Source organism: Vibrio sp. 1249-1 (assembly GCF_033340495.1).
In genome coordinates this window covers 1-18255 of the sequence record NZ_JAWOWJ010000017.1, presented here as the reverse complement: position 1 = coordinate 18255, position 18255 = coordinate 1, and the positions used below count along the sequence as shown (strand labels likewise).

At 46.4% G+C, this 18255-nt stretch carries 16 protein-coding genes; 8 read left to right on the top strand and 8 right to left on the bottom strand.

Annotation, left to right across the window (positions count from 1 at the left end; translation table 11 throughout):
• Positions 1-34: 34 nt before the first annotated feature.
• Positions 35-472 (top strand): Hsp20 family protein, encoded by a 438-nt coding sequence (locus R7Z50_RS20935; RefSeq protein ID WP_005378857.1) that lies wholly within the window; start codon positions 35-37, stop codon positions 470-472.
• A 126-nt stretch (positions 473-598) separates the two neighbouring features.
• Here the strand turns inward: R7Z50_RS20935 and R7Z50_RS20930 are convergent, their stop codons facing one another.
• From R7Z50_RS20930 to glyQ, 4 genes are all read right to left on the bottom strand, one after another.
• A complete protein-coding gene (locus tag R7Z50_RS20930; protein ID WP_318149245.1) occupies positions 599-1852 on the bottom strand; it encodes a valine--pyruvate transaminase in 1254 nt (417 codons plus the stop codon).
• A 229-nt stretch (positions 1853-2081) separates the two neighbouring features.
• The gene (locus R7Z50_RS20925; protein ID WP_065274982.1) at positions 2082-4166 is read right to left on the bottom strand and encodes an alpha-amylase; all 2085 of its coding nucleotides are present in this window, start codon (positions 4164-4166) and stop codon (positions 2082-2084) included.
• A gap of 217 nt (positions 4167-4383) precedes the next feature.
• Positions 4384-6450: a glycine--tRNA ligase subunit beta gene (gene glyS / locus R7Z50_RS20920; RefSeq protein ID WP_005378875.1), complete on the bottom strand. Its 2067-nt coding sequence runs from the start codon at positions 6448-6450 to the stop codon at positions 4384-4386.
• 1 nt (position 6451) lies between these two features.
• The gene (glyQ, locus tag R7Z50_RS20915) at positions 6452-7381 is read right to left on the bottom strand and encodes a glycine--tRNA ligase subunit alpha (RefSeq protein WP_064376850.1); all 930 of its coding nucleotides are present in this window, start codon (positions 7379-7381) and stop codon (positions 6452-6454) included.
• Positions 7382-7865: 484 nt separating this feature from the next.
• Here glyQ and R7Z50_RS20910 point away from each other — a divergent pair, with 484 nt between their 5' ends.
• Together R7Z50_RS20910 and R7Z50_RS20905 are read left to right on the top strand one after the other, a co-directional pair.
• Positions 7866-8420, top strand: a complete 555-nt coding sequence (locus tag R7Z50_RS20910) for a TMEM165/GDT1 family protein (protein ID WP_005378877.1) — start codon at positions 7866-7868, stop codon at positions 8418-8420.
• 160 nt (positions 8421-8580) lie between these two features.
• Entirely contained in the window at positions 8581-8841 is a 261-nt protein-coding gene (locus tag R7Z50_RS20905) for a hypothetical protein (RefSeq protein ID WP_005378878.1), read from the top strand.
• A 44-nt stretch (positions 8842-8885) separates the two neighbouring features.
• Here R7Z50_RS20905 and tusA read toward each other — a convergent pair whose 3' ends face one another.
• Positions 8886-9134 (bottom strand): sulfurtransferase TusA, encoded by a 249-nt coding sequence (gene tusA, locus R7Z50_RS20900; protein ID WP_005378879.1) that lies wholly within the window; start codon positions 9132-9134, stop codon positions 8886-8888.
• Positions 9135-9267: 133 nt separating this feature from the next.
• Here tusA and R7Z50_RS20895 point away from each other — a divergent pair, with 133 nt between their 5' ends.
• Both R7Z50_RS20895 and R7Z50_RS20890 read left to right on the top strand, forming a co-directional pair.
• Complete coding sequence (locus tag R7Z50_RS20895) at positions 9268-9450, top strand: hypothetical protein (protein WP_005378880.1); 183 nt, start codon at positions 9268-9270, stop codon at positions 9448-9450.
• Between the two features lie 167 nt (positions 9451-9617).
• Entirely contained in the window at positions 9618-10562 is a 945-nt protein-coding gene (locus tag R7Z50_RS20890; protein ID WP_017821924.1) for a LysR family transcriptional regulator, read from the top strand.
• 52 nt (positions 10563-10614) lie between these two features.
• Here the strand turns inward: R7Z50_RS20890 and R7Z50_RS20885 are convergent, their stop codons facing one another.
• From R7Z50_RS20885 to fadB, 3 genes are all read right to left on the bottom strand, one after another.
• Complete coding sequence (locus R7Z50_RS20885; RefSeq protein WP_054577151.1) at positions 10615-11595, bottom strand: MDR family oxidoreductase; 981 nt, start codon at positions 11593-11595, stop codon at positions 10615-10617.
• Positions 11596-11847: 252 nt separating this feature from the next.
• The gene (gene fadA / locus R7Z50_RS20880; RefSeq protein ID WP_005378883.1) at positions 11848-13023 is read right to left on the bottom strand and encodes an acetyl-CoA C-acyltransferase FadA; all 1176 of its coding nucleotides are present in this window, start codon (positions 13021-13023) and stop codon (positions 11848-11850) included.
• 14 nt (positions 13024-13037) lie between these two features.
• Positions 13038-15209, bottom strand: coding sequence for a fatty acid oxidation complex subunit alpha FadB (gene fadB, locus R7Z50_RS20875; RefSeq protein WP_065274983.1), 2172 nt, complete (start codon positions 15207-15209; stop codon positions 13038-13040).
• Positions 15210-15470: 261 nt separating this feature from the next.
• Here fadB and R7Z50_RS20870 point away from each other — a divergent pair, with 261 nt between their 5' ends.
• From R7Z50_RS20870 to hemG, 3 genes are read left to right on the top strand one after another with little or no spacing between them, the layout of a single operon-like run.
• Positions 15471-16094, top strand: coding sequence for a YigZ family protein (locus R7Z50_RS20870; RefSeq protein ID WP_005378891.1), 624 nt, complete (start codon positions 15471-15473; stop codon positions 16092-16094).
• Between the two features lie 46 nt (positions 16095-16140).
• The gene (locus R7Z50_RS20865; RefSeq protein WP_005378893.1) at positions 16141-17598 is read left to right on the top strand and encodes a TrkH family potassium uptake protein; all 1458 of its coding nucleotides are present in this window, start codon (positions 16141-16143) and stop codon (positions 17596-17598) included.
• A 9-nt stretch (positions 17599-17607) separates the two neighbouring features.
• Positions 17608-18135 carry a menaquinone-dependent protoporphyrinogen IX dehydrogenase gene (gene hemG, locus R7Z50_RS20860; protein WP_054577148.1) on the top strand — a complete coding sequence of 176 codons (528 nt, stop codon included), beginning with the start codon at positions 17608-17610 and terminating at the stop codon, positions 18133-18135.
• Positions 18136-18255: the final 120 nt, after the last annotated feature.

Below are 18255 nucleotides of genomic sequence, written 5' to 3'. Positions count from 1 at the left end.
ACTAAGACTATTGCTTAATTAAGAGGATAGATTTATGCGTAATGTAGATTTCTCACCACTATACCGTAATGCAATTGGCTTTGATCGTCTGCTAAACCTGATGGAAGCGAATACAGCGAAAAATACTTCTGGCGGTTACCCTCCATACAACATTGAGCAAAAAGACGAGCACAACTACCGTATTACTATGGCCGTTGCTGGCTTTGCTGAAGAACAGCTCGATCTGACTCAAAACGAAAACATGTTGATTGTGAAGGGCGAACGTAAAGCAGAAGAAGGCAAAAACTACGTTTACCAAGGTATTGCAGAACGTGATTTTGAACGTAAATTCCAGCTAGCGGATTACGTAAAAGTCGTGGGTGCATCAATGGAAAACGGTCTGCTTCATATCGATTTAGTTCGTGAAATCCCTGAAGCCATGCAACCACGTAAGATTGCTATCGGTGGCAACAACCTGATTGAGAACAACTAATCAGTTAACCACCCGGTTATAGAATGAGAAAGAGCGCCATATGGGCGCTCTTTTTAGTTTGGGGTTTTCAAATCCGCTATTTTAAAGCTGTAATTTCAAAGAGAAGAACGGCTGAGTTCAATCCGTCTATTTACCTGCGCGGTAAGCCTTTTCCACTTCTTCAGCGATAATCGCAATGCCTTTTTGCATCATCTCATCATCTTGAACGTAGTTCATACGCAGGCATTGGTGCGCGTGATCCCACTCGTCTTGCTGACCAATAAAGAAATATTCACCAGGGACAATCAATACGCCACGCGCTTTCAAGCGTTGGTACAGTTCCATTGTTGTGATTGGCAGTTCATCAAACCATAACCACAAGAAGATAGCGCCTTCCGGCTTGTGGATGCGGAATCGCTCATCGGTAACTGCTTGTTGGAGCAGTTCAACCGCTCGTTGTGATTTTTGCTTGTAGAACGGCTTAATCACCTCTGAACTCAGTTTAAGCAGATCACCTTTGCCAATTATATGGTTTGCCAGCGCTGGACCAACACTGCCCGGCGCTAGGCTGATGATGCCGTTCATATTGGTTAATGCTTGCGTGATTTCTTCACTCGCAATCACAATGCCACAACGCACGCCCGGTAAACCAAGCTTAGATAGGCTCATGCATAGGATGGTGTTTTCATTCCAGAACGGTTCGACATCTTCAAAGATGATGTTCGGGAAAGGTAGACCGTAGGCGTTATCGATGATCAGCGGGATGTTGTTCTCACGTGCTAGCTTGTCCAGCTTACGTACTTCTTCGTCTGTCAGTACATTACCCGTTGGGTTGGTTGGACGAGATGCACAGATTGCCGCAACAGAGTCGTCGACGGTTAGCTGCTCAAAATCGACGTGGTATTTAAACAGACCGTTATCTAACAGCTCGATTTCTGGGTGGTAAGAGATAAAGATATCTTCATCAATGCCAGCATCACCATAACCGATGTATTCAGGTGCGATAGGCAGTAGCACTTTCTTGTGCGAACCGTCTGGCTGTTTACCTGCCAACAAGTTGAACAAGTAGAAGAAGCCACTCTGGCTACCGTTAGTTAGGCTGATGTTCTTTTCGGAAATATCCCAGCCGTAAGTTTCACGGAATAACTGAGCTAGCGCTTTGACGAACGCGTCTTTACCCTGCGGGCCATCGTAGTTGGCGAGGGCGGCGACGAGCTCCCCACTGGCGAGCATTTCCTCACTGGCTTGGTGAAAGTAATCGAGCATGGCAGGAATGGCGGCAGGATTACCTCCACCGAGCATGATGGCACCTGGTGTGCGCAGACCATCATTCAAATCGTCCATTAACTGCGTAATACCTGAATACTGATTAAATTTTTCACCAAACTTTGAGAACTGCATGCTGACTTATACCTAATTCATTGTGATTGCTTTGTGTATGTTTATGCCGATGTTTTATCGGCTTATCGAGTAATCCTTGACCTTACCTCAATGTGTAATTAACACAAAGTGTGAATTAAGCCGAAAAAGAAAAAAGTGCGTCATCAGACCAGAGGAACGAGACAAAAGGGCAAAAAGAACAATAAAAAAGGGAAGCTTATGCTTCCCTTGCTGGTGGAGAGAGTGTGATTTACTCACCGGTGTAAACAATCAACACCTTGTCGTCTTGGTATTGGCGTTCAAACGCGTAGTAACCTTCTTGGTGGCGAGTGATGTGCTTACCTTGAGCAACTGCTGGGTGGCGTTTACGGAATTCACCCAACTTTTGCCAATGTTGCAGTAGATCTTCTCGTTCGCCATGAATCTTATCCCATGGCATATCTGAGCGTGTGCCTTGGTGGGCGTCTGAACCAGTAATGCCAAAATCACGAGCTATCTCATCACCGTAATAGATCTGTACTGCACCCGGAGCCAGCATCAGAGCATTTGCCGCACGTGCTTGGTCATCAAAGCTGCGGCTGCGAGCTGACCAAAACAGTTGTGTATCGTGTGAAGACAGGTAGCTCAACACATTGAACTCAGGATCGGTATTGATGCGCTCTGCATAGCGGCGGTAATCATTATCAAGTTGAGCGAAACACTTCAGCGCTTTTGGTGCTACATCAGATTGGAACTCGAAGTTGATGATGGAATCGAAGCCGTTATCGAAATACGGGCTCTTCACTACGCTGTGTGCCCACACTTCACCTGTCATCCAGAAAGGTAGGTCATCCAAGGCTTTGTCCGGGTTGTTTTGCTTCCATTGAGCAAGCGCTTGGGTGGTGCTGGCTTTCAGCTCTGCCCACGCTTCCATTTCAACGTGTTTTGCAGTGTCAACGCGGAAGCCATCAATGCCATAGTCACGCACCCAATCGGATAACCAGGTAATCAGGTGTTCACGTGGGGTTTGTAGCTCATCTTGCGCATTGGTGTTTTTATTGCGGAAGAAGTTTGGTAATCCGGTTTTCTGAGTCGATTCGGTTTTTAGATCCGGTAGGTAGTTCAAAGACATGGTGATGTCGTTGTAGCCCGGAGCATCGTAGTCGCCAATATCGGTGCGGATCCAATCTTTGCCCCACCATTTATCCCACGCTTCGCTATCACCGTATTTGATGTAGTCGTTGAAGCTGTGCCAGCTTTGTCCTGATTTTGGCTGCCAGTCGGTCCATTTTTCACCAAGGACTTCTTTGGCTTCTTGGTCATCAAGGTAAAGCTGACCAAATCCGAATTCCTGCATGTCTGCTAATGTCGCATAACCTGTGTGGTTCATGACCACATCCCAAATCACGCGGATACCTTTCTTATGGGCAGTATCGACGAAGGTTCTGAGTTCATCTTCGGTACCCATGTTGGCATCAAGCTTGGTCCAATCTTGGTGATAGTAGCCGTGGTAGCCGTAGTGCTTAAAGTCGCCTTTATCGCCGCCGCCAACCCAGCCGTGGATTTGTTCCAGTGGTGAGGTTATCCAGATAGCATTGACACCAAGTGATTCGATGTAATCGAGTTTTTTCGTTAGACCCGATAAGTCACCACCGTGGAAGGTACCAATCTCATATTTTCCGTCTTTGCTGCGACCGTAGCTGTTGTCGTTGTCTGGGTTGCCATTGTAGAAGCGGTCGGTCATGACGAAGTACACCGTCGCATTGTCCCAACTGAACGGTTTGTCGGCTTGCTGTTCAACTTCTTCTAGCAGCAATAGACCTTGGCTCATAGGACCCGGTTGCATGGTGACGCTGCCATTGGCGACAGTGGTTTCTTGTCCGGTTAAGGCATCACGAACGACAGTGCCATCATTAAAGGTTTGGGCAACGTTGATGGTTTTTGGCGTGTCAGTTGCGACAGGGCAAGAGTAGGTGATGTCCTGACTCTGTTTTGGTTTGATTTTTACCGTCAGCTCATTGGTGGTTGGATTGAGCGTAAATTGATAGGTATTGGCTTTGAAGATGCGCAGCGGCATTTGTGCGTCAGTGGCGCAGTTATCCATTTTTAATGGACGATTGAATTTGATGCGATCTTCTTCTGCTAAGGCAAAGCTACTGCCACAGCTTTGATTACTGTCGGCAATGGTAAAGGTGTAGCTGCCTTTTTCGAGTTTTTGCTCAGCGACAAGTAAGCCTTGTGAGTTTTCCTCAAAAACAGCAGTGTCATCACCAACGTTTAATACGATGGCATTTTCTGGTATCTGGCTGCAGGCGCTCAGTAGACCGATAGAGAGTGCGAGAATTGTTTTTTTCATTGTGTCCTTCCCCCGAATAAACAGTCCAGTTATAGCAAAACTGTGCCTCTACAATCCGAGCTCTACACCAACAAATTAAACGCGTCTCACCCTACAAATTTTAGTCTTGTTCACAAAATGAATAATAAGCGTCACCTTCATCGGTTTGAAGGCAACAAAAAAGGGAAGCATCAGCTTCCCTTTTAGTTATTTCTTAATCACTTCGAAGAGTAATGAATTACTTTTGAAGCAAAGAAATGTCTGCGATCTGTAGGAACAGGTTACGCAGGTTGTTCAGTAGTGTCAGACGGTTCTTCTTAAGTGCTTCGTCGTCTGCCATTACCATTACGTTATCAAAGAACGCATCAACTGGTTCACGTAGGTCAGCTAGCTTGCTTAGGGCTTCTTGGTAGTTACCTGTAGCAAATGCTGGCTCTAGCGCTTCAGTCATTACTTCAACGCTTTCTGCTAGTGCTTTCTCTGCGTCTTCTTGTAGAAGAGCTAGGTCGATGTCTGCTGCTAGCTCGCCGTCGAATTTCGCTAGGATGTTACCTACACGTTTGTTCGCTGCTGCTAGAGACTCTGCTGCCTCTAGTTCACGGAAGTGTGAAACCGCTTTAACTCGTTGGTCGAAGTCTGCTGGTTTCGTAGGGCGACGCGCTAGAACTGCTTGAATGATGTCTACGCTGAAGCCTTCGTCTTGGTACCAAGCGCGGAAACGACCAAGCATGAACTCGATAACGTCTTGCTCAACGTTGTCGTTGGTTAGGCGATCGCCAAATAGTGACTTCGCTTTCGCTACTAGGTCAACAAGATCTAGGTTGTAGCCGTATTCAACGATGATACGTAGTACACCTAGAGATGCGCGGCGTAGTGCGAATGGGTCGCTGCCTTTAGGCGCTTGACCAATACCGAAGATACCTACGATAGTGTCTAGCTTGTCTGCCATTGCAACTGCTGTTGAAACGCCGTTTGATGGCAGTTCATCACCTGCGAAACGAGGCATGTATTGCTCGTTCAGTGCTACTGCAACTTCTTCTGCTTCACCATCGTGGCGAGCATAGTGCATACCCATAACACCTTGAGTATCCGTGAATTCGAATACCATTGAGGTCATTAGGTCACATTTTGCTAGTAGACCAGCACGCTTTGATTTCTCAACGTCAGCACCGATTTGCTCAGCAATGTAGCCAGCAAGTTCTGTGATGCGGTCTGTTTTGTCTTTGATCGTACCCAGTTGCTTTTGGAAGATCGCTTGCTCTAGTTCAGGCAGACGGTCGATAAGCGGACGCTTACGGTCTGTGTTGAAGAAGAACTCTGCGTCAGCAAGACGAGGGCGAACTACTTTCTCGTTACCTTCGATTACGTAACGAGGCTCTTTTGATTCGATGTTCGATACGAAGATGAAGTTAGGTAGTAGCTTCTTGTTTTCGTCGTAAACAGGGAAGTACTTTTGGTCACCCTTCATGGTGTAAACCAACGCTTCAGAAGGCACTTTTAGGAACTCTTCTTCGAACTTCGCTGTTAGTACTACTGGCCATTCAACCAGAGACGTTACTTCTTCTACTAAGTCATCTTCTAGGTCAGCGATACCGCCAACCGCTGCTGCCGCTTTTTGTGCGTCAGCTAGGATGATTGCTTTACGCGCTTCGTAATCTGCCATTACTTTACCGCGCTCTTCTAGAATCGCAGGGTATTGCTCAGCAGAATCGATAGTGAACTCTTGCTCACCCATGAAGCGGTGACCACGGATAGTGCGGTCAGAAGCAACACCAAGGATCTCGCCTTCGATTAGGTCGCTGCCCATTAGCATGGTTAGCGTCTTAACTGGACGGATAAATTGAGTCGTTTTGTTGCCCCAGCGCATTGGTTTTGCGATAGGTAGGTTTGCTAGTGCTTTCGCTGCAAGTTCAACGACGATCTCAGACGTTGGCTGACCTTTCACTTCTTGTTTGAACAGTAGCCATTCACCTTTGTCTGTTACCATGCGCTCTGCTTGGTCAACCGTGATGCCACAACCGCGTGCCCAGCCTTGAGCCGCTTTTGTTGGGTTGCCTTCCGCGTCAAACGCTGCAGAAACCGCAGGACCACGTTTTTCAACAACTTTGTCAGACTGGCTGTCTGCTAGTGCTGCGACTTTAAGTGCAAGACGACGAGGTGCCGCGAACCATTTAACGCCTTCGTGAGCAAGCTCAGCGCCTTTTAGTTCTGCTTCGAAGTTTGCTGCGAATGCTTCAGCTAGAGTGCGAAGTTGCGTTGGTGGTAGCTCTTCTGTACCTAGCTCGATTAGAAATTCTTTTGCCATGTTACTCTACCCCTTGCGCTTGTTCTTTCTTACACATTGGGAAGCCTAGAGCTTCACGCGATGCGTAGTATGCTTCTGCAACTGCTTTAGTCAGGTTGCGGATGCGTAGGATGTAACGTTGGCGTTCAGTTACTGAGATCGCTTTACGTGCGTCTAGTAGGTTGAATGCGTGACCAGCTTTTAGAATGCGCTCGTAAGCAGGTAGTGGCAGTGGCTTTTCAAGCTCAAGCAGCTCTTTACACTCTTTCTCGCACTGTTCGAAGAAACCAAATAGGAATTCCACGTCTGCGTGCTCGAAGTTGTAAGTCGATTGCTCTACTTCATTTTGGTGGAAGATGTCACCGTAAGTCACTTTGCTGCCGTCTGGTGCGATGTTCCAAACTAGGTCGTAAACAGAGTCTACTTCTTGGATGTACATTGCTAGACGTTCGATACCGTAAGTGATCTCACCAGTAACTGGCTTACACTCAAGACCGCCAACTTGCTGGAAGTAAGTAAACTGAGTCACTTCCATGCCGTTTAGCCAAACTTCCCAGCCTAGACCCCATGCGCCTAGTGTTGGGTTTTCCCAGTTGTCTTCTACGAAACGGATGTCGTGTACAAGAGGGTCAATACCAAGAACTTCAAGGGAGCCAAGGTACAACTCTTGAATATTGTCAGGCGATGGTTTTAGCGCTACTTGGAATTGGTAGTAGTGCTGAAGACGGTTAGGGTTTTCACCGTAACGGCCATCAGTAGGACGACGTGAAGGTTGTACGTAAGCTGTCGACATTGGCTCTGGGCCAAGCGCTCGTAGACAGGTCATTGGGTGAGAGGTACCCGCACCCACTTCCATATCTAGCGGTTGAACAATGGTACAACCATTTTGAGCCCAATAATCCTGCAGCGCGAGGATCATTCCCTGGAAGGTTTTGATATCGTATTTTTGCATAAGTCAGGTTCGCGCGATTCTCTTGTTACTCGTTAATTCGTCATCTATGCCGAGTTTTTCAACTCTAACAACGGCGATAAAGAGTAATTACGGTTGAATAAATTAACAATCTAGTATAACCAGATATTGAGCATGGGAGTAGAGCTAATCTTGATTAATTCGTGGGCGATTTTCTCCTTTAATGAATTTTTACCGCGTTATCTGCTGTATTTTTCCTAAAAGGGAGTTTTCGCCTGCTTTGGCTCTTGAGAAGCGCAACAAAGGTGGCTAGAATTGCGCCTGTCTTTGGGGAGTAGCTTACCTGATGAAGTTTCTGTTTCATCTGGTTCGTCCGTCAACATAATTGGTGCAAAATCACCATGGCGTTCGAGACTTGAAGCCTTTCAAGTTTAGCAAGACCTTAGACAAATCATCACGAACCGGGGTAGGGGCGTGAGGTTTGTCTTCGGTTAAAAATAATAATCCCTGCCCCAATGAGCATGTCGTGAGCGTTTTAGCTATTTCAATTACTACTGTAGCGTTAGCAGAAATTGGCGATAAGACCCAATTGCTATCTCTATTACTCGCAAGTCGTTACCGAAAACCAATCCCAATTATTGCAGCAATCTTTTTGGCAACTATTGCCAACCACGCTTTGGCTGCATGGTTAGGTGTGGTTGTCGCAGACTATCTATCACCTGAGATTTTAAAGTGGGTGCTGGTGGTCAGTTTTGTCGCGATGGCGGCTTGGGTTCTGATCCCGGACAAACTGGATGATGACGAGCAGATTTCTAATCGAGGCCCATTTATTGCCAGCTTTATCGCGTTCTTCGTTGCGGAGATAGGCGATAAAACTCAGATCGCCACTTCCATCTTAGGGGCGCAATACGCGGATGCGTTAAGTTTGGTGATTATCGGTACCACAATCGGTATGCTGCTGGCGAATGTACCTGTGGTCCTGATTGGTAAATTGTCGGCCGACAAGATGCCTTTAGGGCTGATCCGTAAAATCACCGCATTTTTGTTTATTGCTCTGGCAATAGGGGCTGCACTGTTCTGATTTTTTGCACGTGAAATGATGTGAGTTATCAATCATTAGTAGCGTGCTGCGCGAGTTCAAACTCTGACTCTAAATCGTTCCGTTGCGTGACGGATGACATATAAGTGTCATACTTGTCATGGTAGTTTAATGGTGTGAATGATAGCGAGAGGGCAAGTTTATGCTTACACGTTACATGGGGATGTCCCCGAAGAGTCAGAGTTATTTATTCACTTTTGGTTTAGCGCTGTGTTTACTAGCGATGGTGCTAACTGATATGTGGTTACCGATTGTAGCAGGATCGTTCGTTCTTACTGGATTGACAGTAGAAGCGTGGATTCGTGTCGCTCACATCATTCCTATGCATGAAGAGATGCGGGCAATGAAGAAACAACTTAACAAGCTCCAATCAGAAGTTCGCACACTCGAATACGACGAATAAACAAACGGCAGCCAATATAGGCTGCCGTTTTTAGTTCGACCAGATTATTCCAATCCTTTCTTGATCAGGTACTGATACGGAACTTGCTCCGTTTGTGCCGCAACTAACTGGTGGTCCATAAAGCGGCAGAAACTCGGAATGTCTCGAGTCGTGGATGGATCGTCTGCTTTGACCAGCAAAATCTCACCATCTTGCATGTTGCGAATTGTCTTCCTGACCATCATCACTGGCTCTGGGCAGCGCAGTCCTTCCGCCTCTAATGTCTTGTTTGCCAGTTCAGGATTAAAGCTCATAGTGTGATTCTCGTAACTAACTGAGCGTTGAATTTTACTTTCGTTGAAAAAATATTCAATAACCACTTGGCAAACCGAATTTTTTGTTTTACCTTAAATTAACAATTTGGTAACAACTGACAAGGGAGAGGCAATGTTAACAGCGTTAGACAGACTTACGATTTACTCAGTGCTGTGTTTTATCTCGTTTTGTGCATTGGTGCTCAGGACGCCAGCTGACACCTCTTTGACGCCTCTAGTAGGCATGGTTGCCACTATTATTGGGATTTGGATCGAGATGCGCAGATGGTCTGGCGCATCTGAGCAAGAAAATTAGCGCTTCTTGCTTGGATCAGAATGCTTTTAATAACGCTCATCTATTTTTACCGACACTTCATTCCGACACTATCCCCATTTTTCTTGGGCTTCCCCGCTGAAAGGCGGGATTTTTTTTGCCTAAAGAGTACAATTTACCCAAACACATACAAAATAAGTGGCTAATTCGTGGAACTGGAAGACATCTATCGCCGAGATTTAAATTTACTGGTTGCGTTGCGAGTACTGATAGAAGAAAACAGTGTCAGTAAGGCGGCAACACGTCTGAACTTGAGTCAATCGGCAATGAGTCGTGTGCTTGGTCGTCTACGCGACTTATTGGGAGACCCGCTGTTTACTCGTCAGGGACAGCATTTGATCCCAACTCAGAAAGCGTTAGAGATCGATCGCTCATTGGGCGAACCATTAGAGTCTTTACGTCAGTTGTTATCTCCGGTTGAGTTTGACCCATTGCAATGCGTACAGACTTTCAACATCGTGACCACCGATTATGCCATGCAAACGATCTTACCGTTCGCTTTGCCGAGAATTTACCAAGAAGCACCAAACGTGTCTTTCAACTTCTTACCACTGCAACACGACCGTTTATCAGATCAGCTCACTTATGAAGGTGCAGACTTAGCGATTTGTCGCCCGACAGGCCCGGTGGAGCCTCTACGCAGTGAAGTGTTGGGGCGAGTGGGGGTGCTGTGTATGCTTTCAAAACAGCATCCATTAGCGAATAAAGAAATGAGCTTGGATGATTATCTGAGTCATCCACATGCCATGATCGCCATCAGTGATGGTGTTAAGGCACTGATCGAACAAGCTTTGATGGAGAAACCTAAGCGTAAAATGGTTCTGCGGGCTTATCATTTAGAAGCCGCATTGGCGATCATGGATACCTTGCCAATTATCATCACAGTACCAGCGGATTTGGCGTATCTGGTTGCCGAGCGTTATGACTTGGTGGTGAAACCATTACCATTCCAATTCACGCCGTTTGAATACTCGATGATTTGGCATGCGCGTTGCGAACATTCTCCCGCTCAAGAATGGTTAAGAACGATTGTGCGTGAAGAGTGTAGCCGTCTGATAGCTAAACGTATCGAAGATATGGGACTGAACTGCTAACAAAAAAGAGCCAGCAATGCCGGCTCTTCGTCTATTTACACTGAGTCAGTGTTTATAGCTTGATAACCACACGACCCGTAACTTGACCGTTGGTGATGTCTTCTGCATATTTCGGTGCTTCAGCAAGAGCAACTTCAGTACACGCTTGCTCGAAGTAGCTGTCTGGTAGTAGCTCAACCAATTTTTCCCACGCTGCAGTGCGTTTTTCAAATGGGCATGAAACAGAGTCCACACCTTGTAGGCGAACATTACGTAGGATGAACGGCATCACTGTGGTTGGTAGATCAAAACCACCTGCAAGACCACAAGCTGCAACTGCACTGTTGTAATCCATTTGCGCCAATACTTTTGCTAGTACTTTGCTGCCTACAGTATCAACCGCACCTGCCCATACTTGTTTTTCAAGCGGACGTGCTGGTTCTTCAAATTCAGTACGGTCGATGATGCGGCTAGCACCTAGTTTTTCAAGTAGCGGGCCATTTTTCTCTACACGACCTGTCACTGCAGCAACTTTGTAGCCAAGCTGTGCTAGAAGCGTTACTGCGACTGAGCCTACACCGCCACTTGCGCCAGTTACTAGGATTTCGCCATTTTCAGGTTTGATGCCTGCATCAAGCAGTGCTTGAACACACAGCATACCAGTGAAGCCAGCAGTACCAACCATCATTGCTTTCTTGCTGTCTAGACCTTTTGGTAGTGGTACTAGCCAATCCGCTTTTAGACGAGCACGCTGAGACATACCACCCCAGTGGTTTTCACCCACGCCCCAACCAGTAAGGACAACTTTGTCACCAGCTTGGTAGCGGTCGTCTTCTGAGCTTACTACCGTACCTGCTAGGTCAATACCTGGCACCATCGGGAAGTTACGGATGATTTTACCTTTACCTGTGATCGCAAGACCGTCTTTGTAGTTTAACGATGAGTAATCAACGTCAATCAGAACGTCGCCTTCAGGCAGTTGTGTTTCATCGATTTGCTCGATGTTAGCGATAGTACGTTTGTCTTCTTGATTTAGAACTAGAGCATTAAACATAAGGTTCTCCGATTGTGCGGTAGCATGACTCTGGGTCACATGCAGCAAGATATCAACTGGTCTAAGTGTATGTCTTCTTTGTCTATGAATAAAATGAAACTTGAGCATTTAATGTATGCTCTTCATGCATGTTTGATGTAAAACAAAAAGGGCGACATCAATTGTCGCCCTTAAGTGTAATACTAAAAATTTTATTATTAGTTCATTTGCTTATGATTGTTGGCTCGATCACTACAACAACGTCTTGAACTGTTATGGTCGTTCAAATACTGTCGCAATGCCCTGACCCAAACCGATACACATGGTGGCCAGACCGTATTTCGCGTCTTTCGCTTCCATTAGGTTGATCAACGTTGTTGAGATACGTGAACCAGAACAGCCTAGTGGATGACCCAATGCTATCGCACCACCGTTAAGGTTGACCTTCTCATCCATAACATCAAGTAGGCCTAAGTCTTTAGCACACGGCAGAGACTGCGCGGCAAATGCTTCGTTTAGCTCAACCACATCCATGTCTTCAATTGAAAGACCGGCACGCTTGAGCGCTTTTTTCGTCGCAGGTACAGGACCGTAACCCATAATAGAAGGATCGCAGCCCGCAATGGCCATGCCTTTAATACGTGCACGAATCTTCAAACCAAGCTCATTGGCTTTCTCTTCACTCATGATCAACATCGCTGATGCACCATCGGACAGCGCCGATGAAGTACCGGCTGTTACTGTACCGTTTGCTGGGTCGAACACTGGGCGAAGTTGAGATAGACCTTCAACGGATGTTTCAGGGCGAATCACTTCGTCGTAATCCAGAGTGAACAGTGTGCCGTCTGCTGCGTGGCCTTCAATTGGTAGAATTTCGTTTTTAAAACGACCCTCTACGGTTGCTGCGTGCGCACGAGCGTGAGAGCGAGCGGCAAACTCGTCTTGTTGCTCACGGCTAATACCATGTAATTTACCAAGCATTTCAGCCGTTAAGCCCATCATGCCCGCAGCTTTTGCTACGTTCTTTGACATACCTGGGTGAAAGTCTACACCGTGGTTCATTGGCACATGCCCCATGTGCTCAACACCACCAATTAGGCAGATTTCAGCATCGCCAGTCATGATGGCACGTGTACCGTCGTGAAGCGCTTGCATGGATGAACCACACAAGCGGTTCACCGTCACGGCGCCAATTTCAATCGGCAGGCCCGCGAGTAGCGCGGCATTACGTGCAACGTTAAAGCCTTGCTCTAGTGTTTGCTGTACACAGCCCCAGTAGATGTCTTCAATCTCGCTTGGGTTCACTTGTGGGTTACGCGCAAGAATGCCTGTCATTAGGCGCGCAGATAGATCTTCTGCTCGTGTATGACGGAAAGCACCACCTTTAGAGCGACCCATTGGAGTACGTAGACAATCGACTACGACAACATTTCTTGTTTGATTAGTCATTTTAGAATCCCTCCTTAGATAGAACCTTGCTGTTGTGCACCGTAAAAGCTTTCACCTTTCGCCGCCATATCAATCAGCATTTGCGGTACTTGGTACATCGCACCTAGCTCGGCGTGTTGTTTTGCCATTTCAACGTATTCAGCAATACCCACGCTGTCTAGATAGCGGAATACGCCACCGCGGAATGGAGGGAAACCAAGACCATAAACCAATGCCATATCTGCTTCCTGCGGAGTCGCGATGATGCCTTCTTGTAGGCACAGCACCACTTCGTTGATCATTGGAATCATCATACGTTGAATGATGGTCTGATCGTCAAAGTCCTGCTTATCGGCACAAACGTCAGCAAGTACCGGTAAGATCGCTTCGGAGAAGGTTTTCTTCGGCTTACCTTTTTTATCTATGGTGTAGCTGTAGAAGCCATTACCATTTTTCTGACCATATTTGTCTGCTTCGAACAGTGCATCAATCGCATCACGACCTTGTTTACCCATACGCTCAGGGAAACCGTCAGCCATCACAGCTTGTGCGTGGTGCGCGGTATCAATGCCGACTACGTCAAGCAAGTACGCCGGTCCCATCGGCCAGCCAAACTTACGCTCCATGACTTTGTCGATTTTCGTAAAGTCAGCACCATCACGAAGTAGCATGCTGAAGCCGCCAAAGTATGGGAACAATACGCGGTTAACGAAGAACCCTGGGCAGTCATTAACGACAATTGGTGATTTGCCCATTTTCGCAGCATACGCCACAACACGATTGATGGTTTCATCAGAGGTGTGCTCACCACGGATGATCTCAACAAGAGGCATACGATGCACTGGGTTGAAGAAGTGCATACCACAGAAGTTTTCTGGGCGTTTTAGTGATTTTGCCAATAGGTTGATAGGAATCGTTGAGGTGTTTGAGGTGATAACGGTGTCGTCACCGACATGGGATTCAACTTCACTTAAAACTGCTGCTTTTACTTTCGGGTTTTCAACGACAGCTTCAACAATCACATCAGAGTTCTCAATACCTGCGTAATGTAAGCTCGGTGTGATTGACGCTAAAATACCCGCCATCTTAAAGCCATCAATGCGACCGCGAGATAAGCGTTTATTCAGCAGCTTAGATGCTTCAGTCATGCCTAGGTCGAGCGACGCTTGTGCGATGTCTTTCATCAAGACTGGCACACCTTTTAGCGCTGATTGGTAAGCAATGCCGCCACCCATGATACCTGCACCTAATACGGCTGCACGTCGCGTGTCTTTACTTGCTGACTTCGCTGCTTTTTTCGCAATGCCTTTGATGTATTGATCATTAAGGAATAGGCCAACGAGTGATTTTGCTTCTTCCGATTTAGCCAGTTTCACGAAGTGCTTACGTTCAATGTCTAACGCTTCATTACGTGCAAAGCGAGCACCTTCTTCAATCGTGATAACGGCTGTCATTGGGGCAGGGTAGTGAGGACCTGCTTTTTGTGCCACCAGACCCTTCGCCATGGTGAAGCTCATCATTGATTCAAGCTTACTCAGCGTTAGCGGAGATGTTTTCTGTGCTCGGCGTGCTTGCCAGTCAAGTTTCTCGTTAATTGCAGAGTTAAGAGTTTGTAGTGCTGATTCGTATAAAGCATCAGGCTCTACAACTGCATCGAGTAAGCCAATTTTCAATGCTTCATCAGCTCGGCATGCTTTACCTTGGGTGATTATTTCCATTGCGCTGTCTGCGCCAATAACGCGAGGTAAGCGTACACAACCACCAAAGCCAGGCATGATTCCCAGTTTCGTTTCTGGTAGGCCGATGCTGGTGGTTTTGTCACCAATACGCATGTCTGTTGCTAGCACACATTCACAACCGCCACCAAGAGCGTGGCCTTTGATCACTGAGATGGTCGGAACGGGTAAGTCTTCTAATTTGTTAAAGATGCTATTAGCAAATTGCAGCCATTGGTCGAGCTCGGCATCCGTTTTAGCAAACAGACCTAAAAACTCGGTAATGTCCGCGCCTACAATGAATGCGTCTTTATCTGAAGTGAGCAACAACCCCTTGAGGCCTTGATGGGCAATGAGCGCATCAAGAGCTTTATCTAGCGATTCTAATGTCGCTAGGTCGAGTTTGTTGACGGATTTTGGAGAGCAGAAGTTTAGCTCTGCAATACCATCTTGTATTTCCTTTACCTGTAGGGTTTCGGCTTGGTAAATCATTGTCTATCTCCATGACATACAATCGTGGATTGTCTGTATACCTATTTCAACGACGCCGTGTACCTCGGCAAATAGGTATCGAGGAAGTCGTTTTATTTTTGTTCTGGTTTGACCAGTAAAGTTAGTTTGGATCGTGGATTGTTTAATTTCAATACATTTTTTAAACAAGTGTTTAACATTGTGCGCTGTGGCAGATCTTATGCGACGGGTAAATCACACTCGTGATAGACTTCAGGCAAATAGACATGAATCCATAATCCTATGAATGACAAGCCTTATCTGATTCCAGCAGAGCCCGCTCAATTTGAAGAAGAAATTAAAAAGAGCGTCTTCATTACTTATTTGGCACACACGCCAAGTATCGAAGCTGCAAAAGCATTTGTTGATCAAATCAAAGCTAAACACGCTGATGCTAGACATAACTGTTGGGGCTTTGTTGCTGGTCGACCAGAAGATTCGATGAAGTGGGGCTTTAGTGATGATGGAGAACCTTCAGGTACGGCAGGCAAACCAATCCTGGCGCAGCTGTCTGGATCTGGGGTGGGGGAGATCACGGCTGTGGTCACGCGATACTCTGGTGGAATCAAGTTAGGTACAGGCGGCTTGGTTAAAGCGTATGGGGGTGGGGTTCAACAAGCGCTCAAGCTGCTTCAAACTATTGAGAAAAAAATAACCACAAAGCTCAGACTAACGTTAGACTATGGGTTTATGCCTATCGCACAATCAATCATGCCGCAATTTGGTGCGATAGAAGTCGAGGCTGAATACAGCGATCAGGTCGTATTAGTGGTGGAAATTGAGCTTCGAGAAGTGAGCGCGTTTACCCAAGCAATCATCAATAAAAGCGGGGCAAAGGCAATTGTCACTCCGCTAGACGGACAATAATGAAAAACAGGAAGCAACAGGGACAGCTTCGCTAGTCAATTTATCCATGCAATTTCGTTCAATTATTCGAATCGTCGGGCTACTGCTCGCACTCTTTAGTGTCACTATGCTTGCGCCAGCACTCGTTGCGCTGATCTATCGAGATGGTGCTGGTGTGCCTTTTGTCACGACATTTTTTGTTCTGCTGTTTTGTGGGGCCGTTTGTTGGTACCCAAACCGCAGGTATAAGCACGAGCTTAAAGCTCGAGATGGCTTTCTTATTGTCGTCTTATTCTGGACAGTACTTGGCAGTGCAGGCTCGATCCCCTTTCTCATTGCTGACAATCCGAACGTCTCAGTGACAGATGCGTTTTTTGAATCGTTTTCTGCTCTCACGACGACCGGGGCGACCGTTATTGTTGGTTTGGATGAGTTACCTAAAGCGATTCTATTCTATCGACAGTTACTGCAGTGGTTCGGCGGTATGGGAATCATCGTATTAGCGGTGGCGATTTTGCCAGTACTTGGCATCGGTGGTATGCAGCTTTACCGCGCCGAGATCCCAGGTCCAGTCAAGGATACTAAAGTGACGCCGCGCATAGCAGAAACTGCTAAGGCGCTTTGGTACATCTATTTGAGCCTGACTATCGCCTGTGCTTCGGCTTTTTGGTTAGCTGGTATGACGCCATTTGATGCCATCAGTCACAGCTTTTCCACCATTGCCATTGGTGGCTTCTCTACCCACGATGCCAGCATCGGATACTTTGATAGTTACGCGATTAACCTGATTACGGTGGTTTTTCTGCTTATATCTGCATGTAATTACACACTGCACTTTGCTGCATTTGCATCAGGTGGCGTACATCCCAAGTATTACTGGAAAGATCCTGAGTTTCGCGCCTTCTTGTTTATTCAAGTGCTGCTATTTATCATTTGCTTTCTATTATTACTGAAACATCACTCTTACACATCGACATACGATGCTTTCGATCAGGCTCTGTTCCAAACTGTATCAATATCCACAACAGCGGGCTTTACGACAACAGGTTTTGCGGATTGGCCGCTCTTCTTACCTGTGCTGTTATTGTTCTCTTCCTTTATAGGTGGTTGTGCTGGTTCAACAGGCGGCGGCATGAAAGTGATCCGTATCCTGCTTCTTACCTTACAAGGTGCGCGTGAACTAAAACGTTTGGTGCACCCTCGTGCGGTTTACACCATCAAAGTGGGTGGCAGTGCCCTACCGCAACGTGTTGTCGATGCAGTTTGGGGTTTCTTCTCCGCATACGCATTGGTATTTGTGGTTTGTATGTTGGGGTTGATTGCAACAGGAATGGATGAGCTCAGTGCGTTCTCGGCGGTGGCTGCGACTCTGAACAACCTCGGTCCTGGCTTGGGAGAAGTAGCGCTGCACTTTGGTGATGTTAACGACAAAGCAAAATGGGTATTGATAGTTTCTATGCTGTTTGGTCGTTTGGAAATCTTTACCTTACTTATTCTACTTACGCCGACGTTTTGGCGTAGCTAAGGGGAAATCGTGGCAAAAGCATTATTTCTATACTCTTCCCGCGAAGGGCAGACTAAAAAAATTCTCCACTATATAGATGAACAACTTCCAGACTTCGATTGTGAGCTGGTGGATTTACATAATGTCGAGACGATTGACTTCAGCCAATACGACAGAGTATTGATAGGCGCCTCTATTCGCTATGGCCATCTTAATAAAAAGCTATACCAGTTTATTGAGCGAAACCTCAATCAATTGGAGCAAAATAAAGTGGCATTTTTCTGCGTAAACCTAACCGCTCGTAAAGAGGACCAAGGAAAGGATACACCTGAAGGTAGTGCCTACATTCACAAGTTCCTAATTAAGTCGCCTTGGAAACCAACGCTAATAGGTGTTTTTGCTGGTGCACTTTATTACCCACGTTACAGCTGGTTCGACAGAACTATGATTAGGTTCATTATGTCGATGACGGGTGGCGAAACTGATACGACCAAAGAGGTGGAGTACACCAATTGGGAAAAAGTGGCTCTTTTCGCAGATAAATTCAGAGAACTGTAGAAATAACGTGCTCTTTTGACCGCTTTTGATGCAAATTTATCCGAACGATAAAAAAATCAAAAAAAACGAGAAAAAGGGCTTGCCAATGTGATCGCAATCTCTATAATGCCACCTCGCTGA